The 17,310-nt window shown below is 46.9% G+C and carries 19 protein-coding genes; 3 read left to right on the top strand and 16 right to left on the bottom strand.

The window, feature by feature from the left end:
• Nucleotides 1-14: 14 nt before the first annotated feature.
• From U1I11_RS00630 to U1I11_RS00560, 15 genes are all read right to left on the bottom strand, one after another.
• The gene (locus tag U1I11_RS00630; RefSeq protein ID WP_322902961.1) at nucleotides 15-2,228 is read right to left on the bottom strand and encodes a hypothetical protein; all 2,214 of its coding nucleotides are present in this window, start codon (nucleotides 2,226-2,228) and stop codon (nucleotides 15-17) included.
• Nucleotides 2,218-2,829, bottom strand: coding sequence for a putative phage tail protein (locus U1I11_RS00625; RefSeq protein ID WP_322902960.1), 612 nt, complete (start codon nucleotides 2,827-2,829; stop codon nucleotides 2,218-2,220). Before U1I11_RS00625 ends, U1I11_RS00630 begins: the two co-directional genes overlap by 11 nt.
• A complete protein-coding gene (locus U1I11_RS00620) occupies nucleotides 2,822-3,961 on the bottom strand; it encodes a baseplate J/gp47 family protein (protein WP_322902958.1) in 1,140 nt (379 codons plus the stop codon). Before U1I11_RS00620 ends, U1I11_RS00625 begins: the two co-directional genes overlap by 8 nt.
• A 1-nt stretch (nucleotide 3,962) precedes the next feature.
• Nucleotides 3,963-4,421: a DUF2634 domain-containing protein gene (locus U1I11_RS00615; RefSeq protein ID WP_416235576.1), complete on the bottom strand. Its 459-nt coding sequence runs from the start codon at nucleotides 4,419-4,421 to the stop codon at nucleotides 3,963-3,965.
• Complete coding sequence (locus U1I11_RS00610; protein WP_416235589.1) at nucleotides 4,414-4,785, bottom strand: hypothetical protein; 372 nt, start codon at nucleotides 4,783-4,785, stop codon at nucleotides 4,414-4,416. The genes U1I11_RS00615 and U1I11_RS00610 overlap by 8 nt, the downstream gene beginning before the upstream one ends.
• 31 nt (nucleotides 4,786-4,816) lie before the next feature.
• Nucleotides 4,817-5,800, bottom strand: a complete 984-nt coding sequence (locus tag U1I11_RS00605) for an XkdQ/YqbQ family protein (RefSeq protein WP_322902954.1) — start codon at nucleotides 5,798-5,800, stop codon at nucleotides 4,817-4,819.
• Nucleotides 5,797-6,441 (bottom strand): LysM peptidoglycan-binding domain-containing protein, encoded by a 645-nt coding sequence (locus tag U1I11_RS00600; RefSeq protein ID WP_322902953.1) that lies wholly within the window; start codon nucleotides 6,439-6,441, stop codon nucleotides 5,797-5,799. The genes U1I11_RS00605 and U1I11_RS00600 overlap by 4 nt, the downstream gene beginning before the upstream one ends.
• 45 nt (nucleotides 6,442-6,486) lie before the next feature.
• Nucleotides 6,487-8,094, bottom strand: coding sequence for a hypothetical protein (locus U1I11_RS00595; protein ID WP_322902951.1), 1,608 nt, complete (start codon nucleotides 8,092-8,094; stop codon nucleotides 6,487-6,489).
• A gap of 198 nt (nucleotides 8,095-8,292) precedes the next feature.
• Entirely contained in the window at nucleotides 8,293-8,727 is a 435-nt protein-coding gene (locus U1I11_RS00590; protein ID WP_322902950.1) for a phage tail assembly chaperone, read from the bottom strand.
• 196 nt (nucleotides 8,728-8,923) lie between these two features.
• On the bottom strand, nucleotides 8,924-9,331 hold the full coding sequence (locus U1I11_RS00585) for a phage tail tube protein (RefSeq protein ID WP_322902949.1): 408 nt from the start codon (nucleotides 9,329-9,331) through the stop codon (nucleotides 8,924-8,926).
• Between the two features lie 79 nt (nucleotides 9,332-9,410).
• On the bottom strand, nucleotides 9,411-10,868 hold the full coding sequence (locus U1I11_RS00580; RefSeq protein ID WP_322902947.1) for a phage tail sheath subtilisin-like domain-containing protein: 1,458 nt from the start codon (nucleotides 10,866-10,868) through the stop codon (nucleotides 9,411-9,413).
• Between the two features lies 1 nt (nucleotide 10,869).
• A complete protein-coding gene (locus U1I11_RS00575; RefSeq protein ID WP_322902946.1) occupies nucleotides 10,870-11,070 on the bottom strand; it encodes a YqzN/YkzM domain-containing protein in 201 nt (66 codons plus the stop codon).
• A gap of 42 nt (nucleotides 11,071-11,112) precedes the next feature.
• A complete protein-coding gene (locus U1I11_RS00570; RefSeq protein WP_322902945.1) occupies nucleotides 11,113-12,063 on the bottom strand; it encodes a hypothetical protein in 951 nt (316 codons plus the stop codon).
• A gap of 711 nt (nucleotides 12,064-12,774) precedes the next feature.
• Complete coding sequence (locus U1I11_RS00565) at nucleotides 12,775-13,242, bottom strand: hypothetical protein (protein ID WP_322902944.1); 468 nt, start codon at nucleotides 13,240-13,242, stop codon at nucleotides 12,775-12,777.
• Nucleotides 13,243-13,633: 391 nt separating this feature from the next.
• Entirely contained in the window at nucleotides 13,634-14,149 is a 516-nt protein-coding gene (locus tag U1I11_RS00560; protein WP_322902943.1) for an ArpU family phage packaging/lysis transcriptional regulator, read from the bottom strand.
• A gap of 515 nt (nucleotides 14,150-14,664) precedes the next feature.
• Between U1I11_RS00560 and U1I11_RS00555 the strand changes: the two genes are divergently transcribed.
• Nucleotides 14,665-15,108 carry a helix-turn-helix domain-containing protein gene (locus tag U1I11_RS00555; protein WP_322902942.1) on the top strand — a complete coding sequence of 148 codons (444 nt, stop codon included), beginning with the start codon at nucleotides 14,665-14,667 and terminating at the stop codon, nucleotides 15,106-15,108.
• 95 nt (nucleotides 15,109-15,203) lie between these two features.
• A complete protein-coding gene (locus U1I11_RS00550) occupies nucleotides 15,204-15,617 on the top strand; it encodes an ImmA/IrrE family metallo-endopeptidase (RefSeq protein ID WP_322902940.1) in 414 nt (137 codons plus the stop codon).
• Between the two features lie 127 nt (nucleotides 15,618-15,744).
• Here the strand turns inward: U1I11_RS00550 and U1I11_RS00545 are convergent, their stop codons facing one another.
• Nucleotides 15,745-16,461, bottom strand: a complete 717-nt coding sequence (locus U1I11_RS00545; RefSeq protein ID WP_322902939.1) for a metal-dependent hydrolase — start codon at nucleotides 16,459-16,461, stop codon at nucleotides 15,745-15,747.
• Between the two features lie 168 nt (nucleotides 16,462-16,629).
• Here U1I11_RS00545 and U1I11_RS00540 point away from each other — a divergent pair, with 168 nt between their 5' ends.
• Nucleotides 16,630-17,148: a hypothetical protein gene (locus U1I11_RS00540; protein WP_322902937.1), complete on the top strand. Its 519-nt coding sequence runs from the start codon at nucleotides 16,630-16,632 to the stop codon at nucleotides 17,146-17,148.
• The last annotated feature ends 162 nt before the right edge of the window (nucleotides 17,149-17,310 follow it).

Below are 17,310 nucleotides of genomic sequence, written 5' to 3'. Positions count from 1 at the left end.
ATAAAGTATCCTCCTTACATTGTGCTAAAATTGATCCCTGCAAAAGAGATATAAGACTTTCCGCCTTGGCCTATAACCACATCGCCATTCATTCGTATAACGATCTCAACAGAGCCATAGGAGCCGTCTGAGATTTGGTATGTGTAGCAAGAAAAATGATGCTCCTGTAGAGGTTTAAACCCCATAGGGAGCCGGAAAATAACCGTCCCATTTGAAGTAACGCCGTTTATAACGACTCCAGTAAACGTAACAGTGCCATCCTTTCTACGATAGGCGACAGGATTGCTTTTGTCTGAAGACCAGGCATTGAGGCAAGTTGGAGCTATCCAAGGCGTGGCACTTTCCTTTTCAAGCTTTCTGAGTTCGGTTGCAGAGACTCGGCGTGTAACTTGCCCTATGTCGCGAACTAGATCATTTAAGATTGCACGTTCGTTGTCGCAAGTTCTTCCCTGGATATCAACTACAGGAAATCTGCCCGCCTGAAAATAGGAGACAGAATATGTTTTATCGGGTGAATATCCATCGATCCGATCCACGTACACTCCATTTTTCCATGTCACCTTATCCGTTGTAACACCCGTATTGAAGGATGTCGGCAGGCCGTTATCATAGACCTGAAGAACTGAACTCGGACTTTTACTAAAAGGATTAACAAATGTATCGTTACCTACATAGCCAGTAAAATTAATCATATATCGATCGTTTGAGCCGGGATATAATAGCGGCTTGGTCGATTCTCGTAAAACTAACCCTGACCCGACTTCTATAATATTACTGCCTTGAATTAACGACATTGCTCCTTCGGAAGCAACGGGCACTTTAACCGAACTTGAGCGACGATAAATGATCTCGTATGGACTGAAATTCGTTGCCGGTGTCGTAGGAACGATCAAAGTTCCCTCTGCATAGCCTCCTGATCCATCTACTCCATTTGTACGTCGTGCCCAAGCTTTATTAGCGCCGTCGGTCCGATTGTAAATACCACTACCGTCTGAACTTATAGAGGTGTCATACATTTTCCAACCGAAGAAGTAGGCTTTAACATCGTTATCGTTAGGGTTATAATTATCACCCCAGCCGGAATCTGCCGATGAAATCGTTATCCACAGATCAGAAGTTGAACCGTCAAGCACATGCGAGTCTGCGGAAGTAGCGCTACTTCCGGCTACCCAGCGAGATAACACAGATTTGTCGTACTTTGTAATAAAACCGCTATTGGAAAGAGGTGAATGCACATCTAGCCATGCCACAGCTTTATATCCTGTCCAAGATTGAGTATAAACCCATGGCAAGCTACCATCCAGAATGATTTTATTCCAAACACTCGTTTTATAATATTGCCCATCTACTCCTAGTTCCAACCGATCCCGCTCTGCATCACTTGCCGGCACAGGCGCCGCCAGCAGCTCAGTGTCAAACGCAAGCATTGCCGCCACATCGGTTTTGGCAGCCGATGTCCAGCGAATCGCATACGGATTTTTTACACCTGCTAGCCCTTCTGTATACGGATAAACTTTCTCTACATCCGTGCCCGTCATATTGCCAAGCTGCGTATATTCCGCGGCTGAAATTTCATATAATCGAATCGCATCCACATACGCGGTCTGTCCCTGTGTTGCCTGTGTCACCACCGCAATGCTATGCACCGATGAAGTTGCTGTAAAGCGCATATACGAAGTCGTAAAGTCACTTGCAGACGTTGCCAGCGAGCCGTTGGCAATAGTTGTGACACTAACGGCAGCTCCGCTAGCTGTACCGAGCTTGATCGAGGCTGCCAGTATATACGTCGCGCCCACTTTCAGCTCTACATTTCTGGACATGATGCCAACGTTTGAATTGGATGTGATTTGAATGGAAGCTGCACCTGTCGCCACATTCGCCGTATTAAGCGTAGCCGTGCCGGAAAATGTCCAGCCCGTCAAACTTTCGCAATTCCCGTTCCGCCCTAGCAAATTTAGCAGCATCCGTCCAGACATACCGGAGAAGTTAAACGGTGTATCACGAGCGACGGTAATCGTTTGCGTTCCGGGCTTTAGGATAAGCTCTGTCGTTGCAGCCGTATTCAACCGCGGCAACAGATCACCATCCACCTTATCCGCGATCTGCCCGGCAAACTCATCCACTTTATCCCAATTCGCATTTAACATCGTATCCACATTAAAATACTGCTGGCTATCCGTCACCGGATCGACTTTGAGCAGATTCAATTGTTCTGTATTACTCGACATATACGTTTCCCCCCGCGAAATCTGACATTTTTCGTTGTTGAAGCTGTTGGATCGTCATCGTATTGTGAATTTCTTTAATGCGCAAATAACGAAACACATATCGTGCCAGCAGATGAGCCGGTTTGATCTGCTCGATCGTCGCTTGTAAATCGGACAGATTGGGCGGCACGCCAATCGTATCGAGAAAGGTGATCGTAAACGACCAATCGCTCGGCTGAAACGTCAATTGTACCGATCCGCGTTCGTACGCTGCCGCTACATTTTTAACCTGTTCCCCCGAAAACTTGCCGCCACCACGCAGCTTGGATTCGGCTACCGCCCGGCGTTGTTCCAGCGGTTTGGTCACATCTGGCACAATACCGAGTTCTTTTTCCCAGCGCTCGATGCCCCATGTAGCAGTACGCACGAAAAATTGCCGAAATGTATCATCCAATGCATCATATAACGCATCCATTTCGGCACCTTTGCGCTCGCTGTCGGTGCGCATGACACGAGAGCGGTCATAATAAACAGGTAAGTAAGAAAATAGCTCGGCTCCTTTTACACTGGTAAAAAAGTCCGCGTCTGCTGGAATGAACTGATTTGTAGTAGCATCAGCCATTGACTGTCACCGTCCCAAGTACAGCGACCTGATTTGCGCTAATTTCGATATTTTTGTCGCTGGTGCCATTTACGGTCAGATTGGCGTAATCGATAATCGGCGGAATATCGAGCAAAATAGCAGCGATGCGTGTATACCGCACCAATGAATCATGAAAAGCAAGCTGCTTCAAATAGCTGGTTACCCCTTTTTGAATGAGTGTTTTGACCTGTTGCAATGTCGCATCACTTGCTAACGTCAACTTCACACTAATATCGATCGCCACCTCTTGAGCAGGCATAACCGTTACGATCGGTCCCGCCGGTGCTGTGCCTGCACCCTGTCCATCTTGCGTCGGATCGATATACGTTTGTACGGCAGTCACCATCTCGGCATTGGCTGCCCGTTTGTCTGTATCGAGCACATAGATGCCGACCGTTCCCGGCCCTTTCCATAACGGAATGACACGGCTCGCCCCTACGCCAGCAATTTCGCTTGCCCACTGCATATATTGCGCTTTATTGCCGCTAGTCCCTTGATTGCGTACTTTTGCATAAAAACGCTCCAACAACGATGTATCGGTCTCGATATCTGTACCACCTGTAATCGCAGCCGGATTCGTTACGCTGATCCCCCCATTGATGGCAGTCGACAAAATAGTAATTGTACCTGCGGCAACATTACCGCTTTTGCCAGCGATAAGCGCACGAATCGGCACATCGCCTATGCCGGATGCGGTCAGCGTAACGGCTGCTGTCGTTGCATATTCCTGCGAAGCTTCACCGGATACATCGTCAGCAGGCGTCGAGACGACCGTACTGGCAGGCACCGTTTTGCCAGGTTCACCCGTAAAACGAATCATTCCGACAGCAGCGACAGCCGCACGACGAGTCAATCCATGCTCAGCCGCACGCAAATCCAGCTCCTCCGAACGATAGCTGTCATCCGTACTTGCCGCTGTACTGGCAAAACCACGCCGCAGCAGCTCCTGCGCCCAAATCGCCGCCTCGGACAGCATAAACGCAACCGGTGCTCCGGCATCCCACATAAAAGAACCTTCGGATTTGTCGATATCCGAAGGCACTTTGTCCAGCATACGCTGCATAATTTGTTGTTCTGTTTGTTGCTCCAAATAATAAGGGAAATCCGCCATCTCAGATCACCTCACTTTCCAAAATTTCAATATCATCCTGCACGCTGATGACACGGCATTTCATCTGGCAATGATCGTCAGCCCATTCAAATGTAAACTGATCTACAGCAGCTGTACGGGTATCAACTAATAGCGCCTCGGTCACCATGCGTGTAATTTCGCTTTCCAGCACCGCACGTCCCTGCCCGGTGCCGATTAACGTATCCAGTTCACTACCGTAGTCACGCGAATAGATCACATGTCGGTAGCGTGGTGTGAGTAGCGCTTTGTGGCACCACTGCACCCATGCTTGTTTGCCAGCGGCAACCGCCACTCGTCCGCTCGGTGTCATCACAAATTCGCCAGCATCATAATCATAGCGCCAGCTTCGTCCAAATGAAATTTCACCGCGATCGGCAGCGGCTACCGCTTCTTCATCGCCCCAAATAAAATCATCTGTACTCGGAAACAAATTAGCCACCCGCATTCACCACCTTACAAACGATGACCACATCATTTCCACTGTTCACACGCAGTGCAAGTACACGGTCCCCCGGCTTCAAGCCATGCTGTACATGCAGTACACTTTGCTGCACCGCAGAGGCATCAAATGCATAATCGCTAAGCGAGACACCGCCATGAAAGCTACCTTGTCCTTGCGGATGCACACTGCCTGTGTATATACGTTGCGGCAATTCCAGCAAACCGGGCAGCTCAGCGATCATATAATCTTGAATTTCATGCTTGAAGTCATCCAGCTTCACACCGGAAGCGGTTATCGTACCTAGCACAGCTCCCAGACCGCTAATCGCCTGTTGTGTATGCTGCGACATCGTTGAACGCATTACATCGGCAAAATGCCCATACGGGTCTTTTTTACTCAAAATAATACCTCCTTCTTACATAGTCCCGGGTCGCAAGCTCCAGTGTCATCGTGCCCGGATTGCCCAGATCATGGCTGACGGTTATAACGAGCAGATTCATGCCGCTCAGCAGTACCGCATCACCGGCACGAATCGTATTGATATCCGGTGCAGTCACATTGAATGTCTGCTGTACACCAGTTAGCATCTGTTTGGCAACTTTTTTGGCAGCATCTGCGGTTTTGATCTGGTCATCATTAACTAGCTTTTGCAGCGTTCCGAAAGTAGCGGCATCCTTTTGCTCGACAGCGAGCACTTTGGAAGGCACTTCTTTGCCAGTCGTCGCTTCATTGGCAGCCAGCACCTTCACTTTAGTAACCGCACCTTCCAATGTGCGCAGCTGTGTCAGATCGATCAAGCGCTCCAATTGCTGCACTTCACGATTGCTGCCCAGCTCAAACAGTTCCAAGCCGCGGCTCGTCATCCGTGGATGGAACATCGGGCCGCCGGATTTGGCGGTTTCTTTTAGATCAGCAAACAGCATCGCAAAGATCGTTTGCGACCGATACACCGCTTTGCCTAGCTTCGTTTTGGTGTCCGGAATCGTACCGAGCGTAATGTTCCAGTCTTTGGCATACGTTTTTAGCCGCTGGCTTGCCGTCTGGTCTTTGGGCAGCAAATATTCGTCTTCGGATTTTTCCAAATAGATCATCCGGTCATATACGGTCAAATTAAGCCGTTTGCTGCCACTATTAGCACTTTCGATTTCCCAAATTACGCCCGGATGGAGCAGTGGATGAAACTGCTTGTCGCCAAACGGAATGCCGCTAATGCGAATGTCCATCCCCGGCGCTAGCCTAGGCAAGCCAGAGTCGCTTCGTACCGCTAGCCGGATACTCGCCTGATAAGCGATCTGATCAAGCGAATCACGCAAACTGATCGTCTCTACTAGTGCGGTCAGATCATACCGGTTCCGTACGATCACTTTGTAGCTCATGACGGCATCACCAGCTTCTGTCCAGGCTTGAGCACATTCGGATTACCGCCGATCATCTTCGCATTCAGCTTGTAAATAGCATTCCAGCTGGAACTGTCACCTAGCTCCAGCTTGGCGATTTTGGAGAGCGAATCGCCTGCTTTGACGATGTACGTTTTATTCGTTTGCTTCAGATCGGTACGTGACCCGGATTGCCCGGTCGTTTTGCCTGCAACCGCTGCTTTTAGAGACTGTACTTTGGCATCACGCCATGTACGAAACGTCAGCTCAAACGCGATATCATCCGGCTCGCCGCCACGGAATGTCGTATTGTACATGATCAAATACACAGGGACATTAACGCCGGTACCGGTGATCACGAGCTGGGCAGGCTGTCTGGATATCAGAAACTGATTCAATTGATTCGTCGCTGCCTGCGGAGTCGGCAATGTTGGGTAACGGCAATACGATGGATCATAATGTTTAGGGAAAAAGGAAGCAAAGCTGATTTCCTTCATTTTATCGCCCAATGTAAAATCGAATTCACCATGCTCCAGCATATTGATCGTCTCATAGCCTTTAGAACGGGAAATTGTAATTTCTTCGGGATTAACGGGAAAATGGAAAAAATTGCGCGTGCCATCGATCAGGTAGATGTCCAATCGGGTTCCTCCTTTCATGTATAGTTAGCAGTATACATAAAACAGTTATTTGATCGCTTGAGCAGGAGGTTTGCGATTTTCGAGCGCTTTTCTAACTTCAACCATAATTCGCTGCCCGACTTGGCTAGCGAGTAAATCATAATCAATTTTATTTTCCTTAACGGTCACTTGCACAGCACCTGCTGGAACATTGACAGATATATTGTTCGTCAGCTCTGTTTTGAAATCTTTTAGCATTCCTGAGATCGTTCCCATTTGTGTGTCGCTAAGTTTTACGACCGATTGAACGCTTGTTTTCGTCGTAATTGTAGCTGCTGGCGGTACTTTACCGACATGGAGGGGAGCTGGCAGTAATGGAGAGTTAGCCGCATTTTGTCGAGACATCGCCTCCACTTTAGGTTTCATATAGTTCTCAACGATCGGCAATACATATCGACTGGCAAATGTCGGTTGAGGGGCTAACATCATTTTAGGTGGTGATGTAGGAAAGCCGGTAACATGCGAAAAGTCTATAGGCGGTATAGTCGCTCCATTTTTAATACTTTGCGTAACTGTTGTCTGTGTAGGTACATTCGGTGAATCGAAAATTTTACCTATCATTCCGCCAAGCTTATCCCCTACTATACTTCCGCCAACACCTAAGCTTGCTCCTAAAACGACAGTCCCCACTCCCGGTAAAGCCGAACCTAAAGCGCCTCCTAAAGCTGTACCGGCTCCGCCGACAATAGCTGAACCAATAGCTGATCCTCTTTGTTCGTTATTGTCCGCAGTTGCAAACCGCGTAGCATCAAATGCATAACTTAAAGGTCCCAAAAATTTAGAGAAACCTTTAACCATCCCTCCCGCGCCTTCAACCAAACTATTAAACATTCCTTTGCCATTTTCCAAAAGACTTTTTGATCCACCAATTAACCCTTCACCTGCTTTAAATACTGTTTCCGCAAACTCTCCTGTAGTTTGTACTACTTTGATAATCTTAGCTATTTTACTGCCAGGTGTTTTCAAATCTTTCCATGTTTTTGCCATTTCAGTCCATTTTTCAGGCGTTTCTCCAACCGATTTCAGTCCTTCTCCAACCGATTTGCCTCCGCCTAGAAAACCAACCAATGAATCCAGAAATCCTTTAGGTTCTTCCTTTTTCTCCCCACCGCCATCTAATTTTAAAGTATCCAATTTAGCTGTAAGCCCTGTTATCGCAGTCGTATTTGTATTGAGCGCTGCAATCCATGCATCCATATTCCATCCTTCAATCGTGGTCGTGGTCGTAGTATCCACTTTGGTCATCACTGTTGCAGGTAGGATCGGCATATTAAAATTCGCTCTTGCCAGGACAGCATACGAACTAACTTTCTTTAACTTTTGCAAAAGTCGTTCTAACGCTGGTGTAGCGTAATCGATCAAATAAACGGCTGGCGTAACCCGTAAACGTGCTACACGCACCGCCAGACTATAAATATTGGCTAAATGACGTTCCATATATTTCAATTCCGTATTAACTTTGATCAAGCCCTGGTATCTGGCTCTGCCAAATTGTTCGGTCGCCCGTTTTACGCTATCCATATAGCGGCTCGTTGCCCGTAACTCATGATTGCCTTTAATCAGGTCTTGCACATCGGTTATTAAATTCACTTTATAACTTTTAGAATCCGCCACTTTTTCACCTCCTTGTATTATTACATTGCGCACTGCTATATCATTTGGATGATGATCCATTGATCGATTCTAATTCTTGTTTAGTAAATGCCAATAGCAGCATACGCTCGCCTTTTGGCAAATTCCAGAAATCGCCCGGTCGGAGATGATGACGTACCCACATATGATACATTATCGTCGTGATTCCGCCGGTATCGATTAGTTTTTTATGTCTTCAAGCTCCACACCAAAACCGGATAACTCCAACACTTTATCCCCTACCGCATCCAATTCACCCGCCAACAACATCCGGCGCACCGCCTGCTCGCCACCGGACAATTTCAAACGACTCGTAATCCGCGGATCGCCCCAGCCGTTCAGCGCCAGCCCTTTCACTTCCAATTGCGCTGTCGCTTCCGAAATGAGCAGTGCATTGAACGTCTCCCCGTCCACTTTTTCCTCTGTATGCCCTTTCACCGTCTTACGCACGGTACAACGCTCGCGAATGCTATCGACCTTACTCGACGTCAGACCGCGTAGCGTCATCAGCATATCGAGACGTTGAATGCGTACCGTTTCCTCCGGCAGTTTATCCGCCGCTTCAAACAGACTGTCCAAAATTTGTTCTTCCGACATATGTTCATTCAAACTCATACAACAATTCCTCCTGTAAATAAATGATGATGTACAGCTATAGACCAAACAACGAATGCGACAAATCGTTTATACTTATTTGCCACACTCGTTAGTTGTCAGTCCATTACGGCTGTACCGCTTGCCTGCAAGTTAGGCTACCGTCTTGTCACAACGATACGTTCATGTGCAATCGCACCGATCTGTTCAGCATGTCTTAATTTGCTACGATCGGATCGAGCAGCTCGTACCCTTCAAACGTAAACGTCGTTTCTTCCGGCACTTCCTCACCTGCGGTCCAGTTGGCAAGTTGAATTTTGTCTGCCATGCAGCGGATTAGACGCACACGTTCATGGCCATACGATTCAGGATCATCCAGTTTGGAAATAATATCGAATTTTTGGAAACCACGGCGGATCATATCGGATGTGACTTTATAGCCGGTCATCGTACCCGTCCCTTTTTTGATACCATTTTTGTGCACTTTCCAGTCATTGCCGACCAGATTCAGCTCGCGTTTTTCAATTTCCACGCTTGCTTCCAGCTTATTAATATGTGTTTGCCACACTCCATCGATATGCAGTTGTCCATGTGTACCAAGAATTACTCTTGAAGCATCCAGCATCGTTTATTCCTCCTCAGGAATCGTTAGTATTTGGGTTGAATGGTTTATTTATATCGTGCACTTGCCCACAGCAAAACCATTATTGCACGTAAAATGTGCCAAACAACTGCTCCATCACATCGGTCAGCTTCACATTCCATTGCAGGAATACTTGGTCTGCCGCCGGCTTCAGTACAGGCGCGTCACCGTAATAAGCTGGGTCGAGAATGACGTCAAAACCGGATGCCTCAATTACACTGCTTTGTGCAAGCAGGTTCAAATACTGTTTCATCGCACCGATTAACGCCAGTCTGCCTTCTTCGGTATTGTTTACTTTACCGATATACGACTCCTCTGCCGCACGCTGCAAATCGCTGTTAATCGCATCCATAACACGAATCGAACGAATTTTCTTCCACGCGTTATTTTGACCAGCAGCTGGAATGACGAGGCTATTGACGCCGCGTAATGCTTTGACCTGACGACCATCGTAAAAGAAAATAAACACGCCATTTTTTACCGCCTGCTCTTGTTCCGAACGCGTCCAACGGCGAGTCACATCGTCAAATGGTGCCACATAATATGTCGTCGATTCATTCAAACGCTGACCGGCAATTAAACCGGCAACATAGGCGCTTGTCTGTGCAGAACTATAGTCGATTGTACCGATACGTACGCCTGTGCCGACATTAATCACACCTTCATTGTTCAGCGCCAGCGAGCGTGTTGCTGCGGTTGTGGCGGCTTTGGACGAAATATCATCGGCAGTATTGCCGCCAACGACCAGCGTGATGCCTTTACCTTCGCTACGCACTCGTTTCACCCAAGCCGAGAAGCTTTGCAGCAGCGCAGAATCGGCGGCAAAATCAAGCGCCAGCACATTAAAATCTTCCGCTTCCAGCGCTGCCTGCGCCGCGATATAGTCCGCATTGACCAGACCTGCATTGCCACTGACACCACCGGTAAATGCTGCGGTAGCGATACTGGATACGACGCCGCCATTACCAATGACCGAAGCGATCACATACGCATTGTCCGTATCCGCATTGATCTGTGCCGTAAAATCGGCAGCTGTACCGTTTGCCGACACATACGCACGCAGCAGACGTGTACCTTCATACAGACGCAACTCCTGCTTACTGCTATCGGCAATGCTTGGCTGAACAGTGACGCTAAAGCCGTTACCACGTGTACCGGTATATTTGGCATCCAGCTTCAACACCGCTGTCGTATCCGCTTTTAGACTAACGCTTGCCGCTGCTGCCGTCGTATCGGCAAGACGGTAGGCGAGCAGCTTTTTCGGCCCACCTAACAAGGCAAGATAAAGCGAGCTGTACGCGGTTGCACCATTCGTACTTTCGCCCGAAAATGTAGTCGTAATCGCCGTTTCGCTGCCGATTTCCACAAATTGCTTCGTTGGACCCCAGTTACCTTTGACGAGCACAACAACGGTACCACGATCACCGCCTTGAATAGCTGAAGCTGCTGCCGCCTGAAAATTCATATACAAACCCGGTAATACCGGTCGATTCGTGCTTTCCCAAGTTCCGCCTGCCATATTACTCCACCTTCGCTTTCATAAATTGTTGGATGTGTGTGTGTACTTCTTCAATCGTAAAGGTGCGCTCTGCCATAACATGGAATACACCATGCATCACTTCCGGTTTTACGCCAAATGTCGTTTGTGCATACGGCAGCAGCACTTGTAGCGAATAACGCGCTTCATTTGTCACTGCCGATAGCTCGGTCGTTGCCGTCATAGACTCAACCTCGTTTCTGTTTATAATGCCAAAATACAATGCTTAGCTATCGAGCATAGATGTATGATGAATGTCACGCATTAGCGGTGCTTGCGGCAAATCACGCGATGTGCGCGCCAGCAAGGTGAGGCGAATTTGCCCATTTAAAAAAGCATCTGCCTGTACATCGGCGGATGCTTCCCCAATCGTTACGTAACGATGCTGTGCTGTATTCGATGATAGCTTTAATTTCACTGTTGCATTCAATCGCTCTACCAGTTGGGCGGCAATGCGTTTGTTCTGTTGCTCGCTAACCCCGTACACATGCCCGATCCACTGCTTGCGCAGCTCAAACGTTGATGTACCTGCTGCCGTACTGCTGACACCGCTTAAACGCCACAACATCGACGGCGCTACATAACCGGAAGGCCAGGCATCGTTATACACCGTCCATTCGTCGCCAAGCTGCTCATACGTCCAGCGGTTTAACGCCTCTAGCCATGTATCAACAGTCTCTGTTGATGCAGATGATGTCGCTGTTGTCGTTGAGACAGCTGCCGAACCAGATGCTGCTTGCTGCTCTATGCCGGTCGGCTCAGGCACATAAATACCGAAACGAATCGGTCGTGTAAGCAGCTGTCCGCCCGCATCCAACTGGTCGCTGTCGGCTGTGCCCAAATACACACATGTAAACGCGGCTCCAGTCGAATCAGTCAAACGCGTCTGATGCAGCTTCGCGATCAAAAGAGCGCACCATGCCTCGATCTGCTCCATCCCACCCGCAGCTGGTGTAACATAAGGCGAAACTTTAACGATACGCCGGTATCCTGCCCAAGCGGATTTTTGTACTTCTTCAGCAAATGTAATGACCGCGCACGGTGCATTTAACGTAGCTGTTGCTGATGGCAGATCGAACACTTTGCCTTGCCATTCGGGAATGAACTGCGCCAGCTGCGCTTTTAGTGTTGCCCTAATCTTCGGAATCCCACTCCCCTCCTTTCCCGTCCATTTCAAACTATACTGCAAAACAGAAATGAAGCACTGGCACTATAGACCGCATCAAAAAAAACCGCTTCATAGCAGGTCCTTGTAACATTAGCGTAGGTGCTTTCGGTGATGTGCTCGTTTGCTTCATTTCCGATAATACAATCTTACACCGGTTTTCCCCTAATGGAGACGGCATACCGGACGGAAAAAGGACGATTATAAGCGAAGCTTGGCGGAATTATAGCGTCAAAAATACGCAAAAAGAGCCTTCAGCCGCGTACATGCCGAAAACTCTCTCCATTTGCCCAATAACTACTAGCTTTATATCTGCTTAAACGATCAGTGTTGTATGCTCTATTCGCTGCGCCTTCTCTATGGACTGTTGATGCCTGTTGATGCACTCTAACACATTCACCGGTTATGCCAAATGCGCTTGATCCAATTCGTTAATCATGGGCGCTCCATCCCTAGTAACTTGTCTTAAATACATTTACAGTTTGTCGATCCAACAATCGCTTGGTGCTGAATCGATTTAGGGAAGTTTAAACACAATTTTCATTTGAGACAGTCTACTAGTATCTTGACTGAGATTAATTTGAGTGTTGAGTCTGTTTTAAGGTCGCATGGATCAGGATTTCAGTACACAATCAAAATTAACATTTAACTTGGTCAAAGTACTAGCCATGTTACTTTGCTGCTGCATCCAATCCAAGCGATTGCACTCCTGTCTGTAACACTTTATACCGCCGCTGACGTCTGATTCAAAAACAAACTTGAATACAAATACGAGATCATCCCGAATATCGGCACACACCATAGCACCATCGAAGACTCAAACGCATCCGGCAACGGTAATGTGCTGATGACGATTTGTGTGAACAGCAGTGCCGTTACATTAAATAGCAGAAACTGAAACAACACCCGCCGTACACTAGAGCGAATCCAGCCATTAAGCGGTGCCAGTATGACCAATCCATAACTGACTATCGGGATCAAAAACATCAAAAACAACATCAGCTGCTCCCGTAAACTAACCGGCTCCAATACAGTCGTCTGCTGTAGCGCAAAATTCAAATAGATCGACCCGAGCAAACCGACCAGCACCGACACAACGGCACTGTCAAACAACCAGGCACGGCGGACATATTTGGACCAGACACGTCCTGAACCGCCGGATGATGTGGTGGCAGGAAATTCACTTTTCACGGAACAATAACCCCTATCTATAAATAATTATGTATGTCGCTCATTCATTATGTATACCGACTACTATATTTACCATAAAATAACATAAACTAATGAAATATGCTATTGCTCCCTCTATAATGAGTACGTTCTCAGCATATAGTTCCTTCTCCCTATGTGTACATAACCGAAGCATCGCTATTACGAATCAATTATACAAAAAGACTGCCCGATCGACGAGCAGTCTTTTCACTTCTGCAAACAGAGATTATTCACTTACGATAAGTTATCGTTTCTAGCTATTTGTATTTTCACGCTTAGGGAGGTTGCTATATTGTTTATGAGGCGATGCCTGTAAACCGTTAGAGTTATCATTTTATAGTCGAATGGATTACGTTTAAAAACGAACGAGCTACCTATTCGCAAACGAACTGCAACTCATATCCGTACGACGCACACGTTTTTTCGCTGGCGCAAGCTCATCGAGATGAATCATACTGTTATCGGCAAAAGCAAGCGCCAGCTTATAAAATGCTTTGCTGCGAATTTTGACATACGTATCTTTGCTGATCGGCGGATCAAATAAATAACTGTACACTTTATAATCAAACACATCGTCCTGCTTCAAATAACGCTCACGAATGAGCAATTGTTCCCGTTCACCGAGACGGGCAACGATCGCCTCAATCCGCTCGCAATAAGCACGTCTTGCAGCTGGCGTATCTACATTGTAAATGGCTGCACCGGCAGTCGGATCGCTAGTCATATGAGTCGGTCCGTGCATTCTTGCTTCATATGATGCTGTAACCGACGTTTCGCGTACTTCAAATGTGATCGTTTTATAAATACGATATTTTTCAAATACAGCCTCCACAGCAGTACGGGTTTCGCGGCGGTCAAGTTCGGGCAAGGAAATCATCGGATTCATATACAACACTCCTTTAGTGTAATCAGTGTAAGTAGCTCTTAAAGATAGTTCTTAAAGATAGCTTTTAAAAATGGCTCTTAAAAGTAGTTCTTATCAGTAAGCAAAGGTCAAAAGCAGCAAATTTTATTTATATACTTTTTGCCTTTTGGCAAAAAAAACATAGTGATTTGTTGGATGATCGGCAATCCATTTGCTATTTCCCGTCATCTCAATTCCATTTTTTACTTCTTGTTCGTATTTTGTTCGCATTTCGTATATTTAAGATATCATGTTTGCCTCATTTCGTAAACCGCCAAATTCAGCATTTTTTACCATCCAATCCTGCAATTGCTCGCTGTTACTCACTCGATTATGCCTTTTGGCAAAGAGATATTTCCCAATGTTTACCTAATGGCAATAATGGGGTATAGTTAAATAAAGATTGGATATGGGGCAGTAACGAATGCAGTTGCTCCCATTTAGCTTTCGTATTGCAGTTTGCGGCGCATGATGCCGGGAGAAAGGATGTTTTGTCAATGGAGCAATCTTCATTTGGACTATATTTGAAACAGATGCGCGAACAGAAAAAATGGAGCATTAACCAGTTGGCAGATGCAGCCGGTATTAGCACCTCCCAAATCTCGCGCATTGAAAACGGAAAACGCGGTGTTCCCAAACCGCAAACGATCGAAAAGATCGCCGGTGCGCTGGGCGTTTCGTATGCCGAAATGATGGATCATGCCGGCTATTTGCGCCCTGAACAACACGCACAAATTCCGGCATGGGCAAACACTCGTGACAAACGAGACTTCAAAAAAATGCTGGAAGAAGACGGCGAATTAATGTTTGATGGCGTTCCGCTTGATGAAGACGACCGCCAGCGGATTAAAGATGTGCTTACCGGCTTGTTTTGGGAAGCGAAACATATGAACAAACGCAAGCCACCCGCTCCTGCTTCCAAAGAAAGGAGCGGTTCATAAACGAGGCTGTTGGTATGTTTCCAATGCCAGACGATTTCAACAGCTTCCCTACCGGATGCTCCAATCCTAACGCTTAATCGAGGTGAATGATAACGATGGATGATATCGCAGCCAGGCTCGTACATCAATACCAGACCAATTGCCCTTTTGAGATTGCTACAGCGCTCGGCATACATATTCGTTACATGGACCTCGGCAAATCGACCAAAGGGCTGTACTATGCCAAGCTGAGACGACGCTTTATCGTCATTAATCAAGGGCTGTCTGAACAGTGGCAACGATTCGTATGTGCTCATGAATTGGGACATGATCGCCTGCACAAAGGGCTAAGTCGCTTCTTTTTGGAGGAGCATTCTTATTTTTGGCCTGGCAAACTGGAGCGGCAGGCGAATTCGTTTGCGATCACCTTATTAACGACAGGACGCGAACAACGTGACGATGAGACATTGGAGGCGTTTGCGATGCGTACCGGCATTCCACAGGAAATGCTATATTTTTTTGACATTTAATCGAACATATGTTCCTTGTTCATAAAATAACCCTGCTGCTCTAATGCCCATTCTGCTTGTGCAGATCAAACGTTAGGAGTAGCAGGGTTGTTGTGTTTATGAAGGTGATATGTGTCACCCATTTCGCTTACCCACCCGTCAATTTCGGCAAAAAGACGATCCCAGCGATAATAATCGTCAGCAAAATACAAACGTTCTCCACCGCTGAGCCTTTGCGTGTGCCCGTACTCATCAAGTTAAAACGCAACCGCCATTTAAGCGGTGGTAGCAATCGTACGCCCCGATTCGTCAGTGAATCGGCAAGCAGATGCAGCAAATACGAGATACTACCAGCAATCCAGATGCTGTTGCCAGTATGAGCGGTCGTTCCGTACAATAACGCTGCCCATGCTGCTGTTCCATACAATGTATGCGTCAACCCGCGATGCGGTAAAAAGGTACAAATAATCAATAAGCTACCGCCCATATAATTCCACGGCGATATGTCTTGTCCGTATATAATAATCCCAATCCCGATCAAACACATCACTACTTTGCGCAATGAACGTAACGGCAAAAAGGCGATAAATACGACCGCGACCGCAATACCGAGGTCCCACGGCATTCCAAATAAACCTTTCCATAAAATCCATACGACTGCGACCAGCATAATCGTCTGCAATACACGCAAAATCGGTTCAGACAATGTTTTGGAAACAAGGATTGAATTAGGCTCGTCAATATCGGGTAATAATGAACTGACGGCGGCGGCGACAACGGCGGCTGACGTAACGGGGACATCTGCCATCGTCATAATCGAGACGGTCAGACCGGTACTAATAATGAAGTGGGATTTACCCATCATGAGGCAACATTCTTCCTTTCTATGCGTTTGTAAATCCGCTGTTTTCATTCCATTAACGTCATATTAAATTTAAGTAAATGGTATAGTTAATGTATTGTTTTGTAGTATCGTTAATTTATACCTATTACATAACCGGGCAGGCGACCCGGCACATAAGGAGTGTCTCTTATGAATCGACTACAGCACTGGCGGCATATTGCACCGGTTATGATCGTATCCGCTCTACTACTAGGCGGTTGCGGCATGCTCGGCAATTCTGTCTCCACCGAACAAAGCCAACTGGCACGTAAAGGTGGAGACCATCTGTCTGTAATCAAGCTGACACCGCATAAACAAGCTCGCCTGCAAACCATACAGGAATATCCACTTCCACCGGAACAGTTGCCAGGCAATATTGCAGCAGGAAATTATGAACTCATCTACTCTCAAACGTCTGATCGATTTAAACGCGAAGTGAGCTGGGATGCTTTTCTCGATACATTGCAAGCGTTTAGTGGAGATGGCTCCACGTATACATTGTCCTCCAGCAAGCGAGAACAAAGCAAGCTTCGCCAACTATGGACGAATACGAAACATAATAAAGGGATTGTAGTCGTATTCGCTGAACAACATTCTAAATATCCGGATCATACGATATTGGCGATGCGTGTCGGTAATCTAACATTAGCAGGCGACAATATTCAGTAATTAGTAAATACGGTAGCTTTATATACAGCTTCGTCAGCGTATCGTATTCGTATGGACAGATTATCGACATGTGATTGTATGTACGCTGAAACACGATAAGCAGTCCAACATAGCATAAGCATACTACGATAATATGCTCAATACCCCCTACAGCAGGGGACA

It is taken from the genome of Paenibacillus campi (genome assembly GCF_034659835.1).
Taxonomy (GTDB): Bacteria; Bacillota; Bacilli; order Paenibacillales; family Paenibacillaceae; genus Saccharibacillus; species Saccharibacillus campi.
The sequence above is the reverse complement of the archived record's forward strand: the minus strand, read 5'-3'. Positions and strand labels throughout refer to the sequence as shown.

What these genes read in the sequence shown, in the direction of transcription:
- U1I11_RS00630 (WP_322902961.1), bottom strand. Translation starts at nt 2,228, where the DNA reads ATGTCGAGTAATACAGAACAATTGAATCTGCTCAAAGTCGATCCGGTG.
- U1I11_RS00625 (WP_322902960.1), bottom strand. Translation starts at nt 2,829, where the DNA reads ATGGCTGATGCTACTACAAATCAGTTCATTCCAGCAGACGCGGACTTT.
- U1I11_RS00620 (WP_322902958.1), bottom strand. Translation starts at nt 3,961, where the DNA reads ATGGCGGATTTCCCTTATTATTTGGAGCAACAAACAGAACAACAAATT.
- U1I11_RS00610 (WP_416235589.1), bottom strand. Translation starts at nt 4,785, where the DNA reads ATGCGTTCAACGATGTCGCAGCATACACAACAGGCGATTAGCGGTCTG.
- U1I11_RS00605 (WP_322902954.1), bottom strand. Translation starts at nt 5,800, where the DNA reads ATGAGCTACAAAGTGATCGTACGGAACCGGTATGATCTGACCGCACTA.
- U1I11_RS00590 (WP_322902950.1), bottom strand. Translation starts at nt 8,727, where the DNA reads ATGAGTTTGAATGAACATATGTCGGAAGAACAAATTTTGGACAGTCTG.
- U1I11_RS00585 (WP_322902949.1), bottom strand. Translation starts at nt 9,331, where the DNA reads ATGCTGGATGCTTCAAGAGTAATTCTTGGTACACATGGACAACTGCAT.
- U1I11_RS00580 (WP_322902947.1), bottom strand. Translation starts at nt 10,868, where the DNA reads ATGGCAGGCGGAACTTGGGAAAGCACGAATCGACCGGTATTACCGGGT.
- U1I11_RS00575 (WP_322902946.1), bottom strand. Translation starts at nt 11,070, where the DNA reads ATGACGGCAACGACCGAGCTATCGGCAGTGACAAATGAAGCGCGTTAT.
- U1I11_RS00560 (WP_322902943.1), bottom strand. Translation starts at nt 14,149, where the DNA reads ATGAATCCGATGATTTCCTTGCCCGAACTTGACCGCCGCGAAACCCGT.
- U1I11_RS00555 (WP_322902942.1), top strand. Translation starts at nt 14,665, where the DNA reads ATGGAGCAATCTTCATTTGGACTATATTTGAAACAGATGCGCGAACAG.
- U1I11_RS00550 (WP_322902940.1), top strand. Translation starts at nt 15,204, where the DNA reads ATGGATGATATCGCAGCCAGGCTCGTACATCAATACCAGACCAATTGC.
- U1I11_RS00545 (WP_322902939.1), bottom strand. Translation starts at nt 16,461, where the DNA reads ATGATGGGTAAATCCCACTTCATTATTAGTACCGGTCTGACCGTCTCG.
- U1I11_RS00540 (WP_322902937.1), top strand. Translation starts at nt 16,630, where the DNA reads ATGAATCGACTACAGCACTGGCGGCATATTGCACCGGTTATGATCGTA.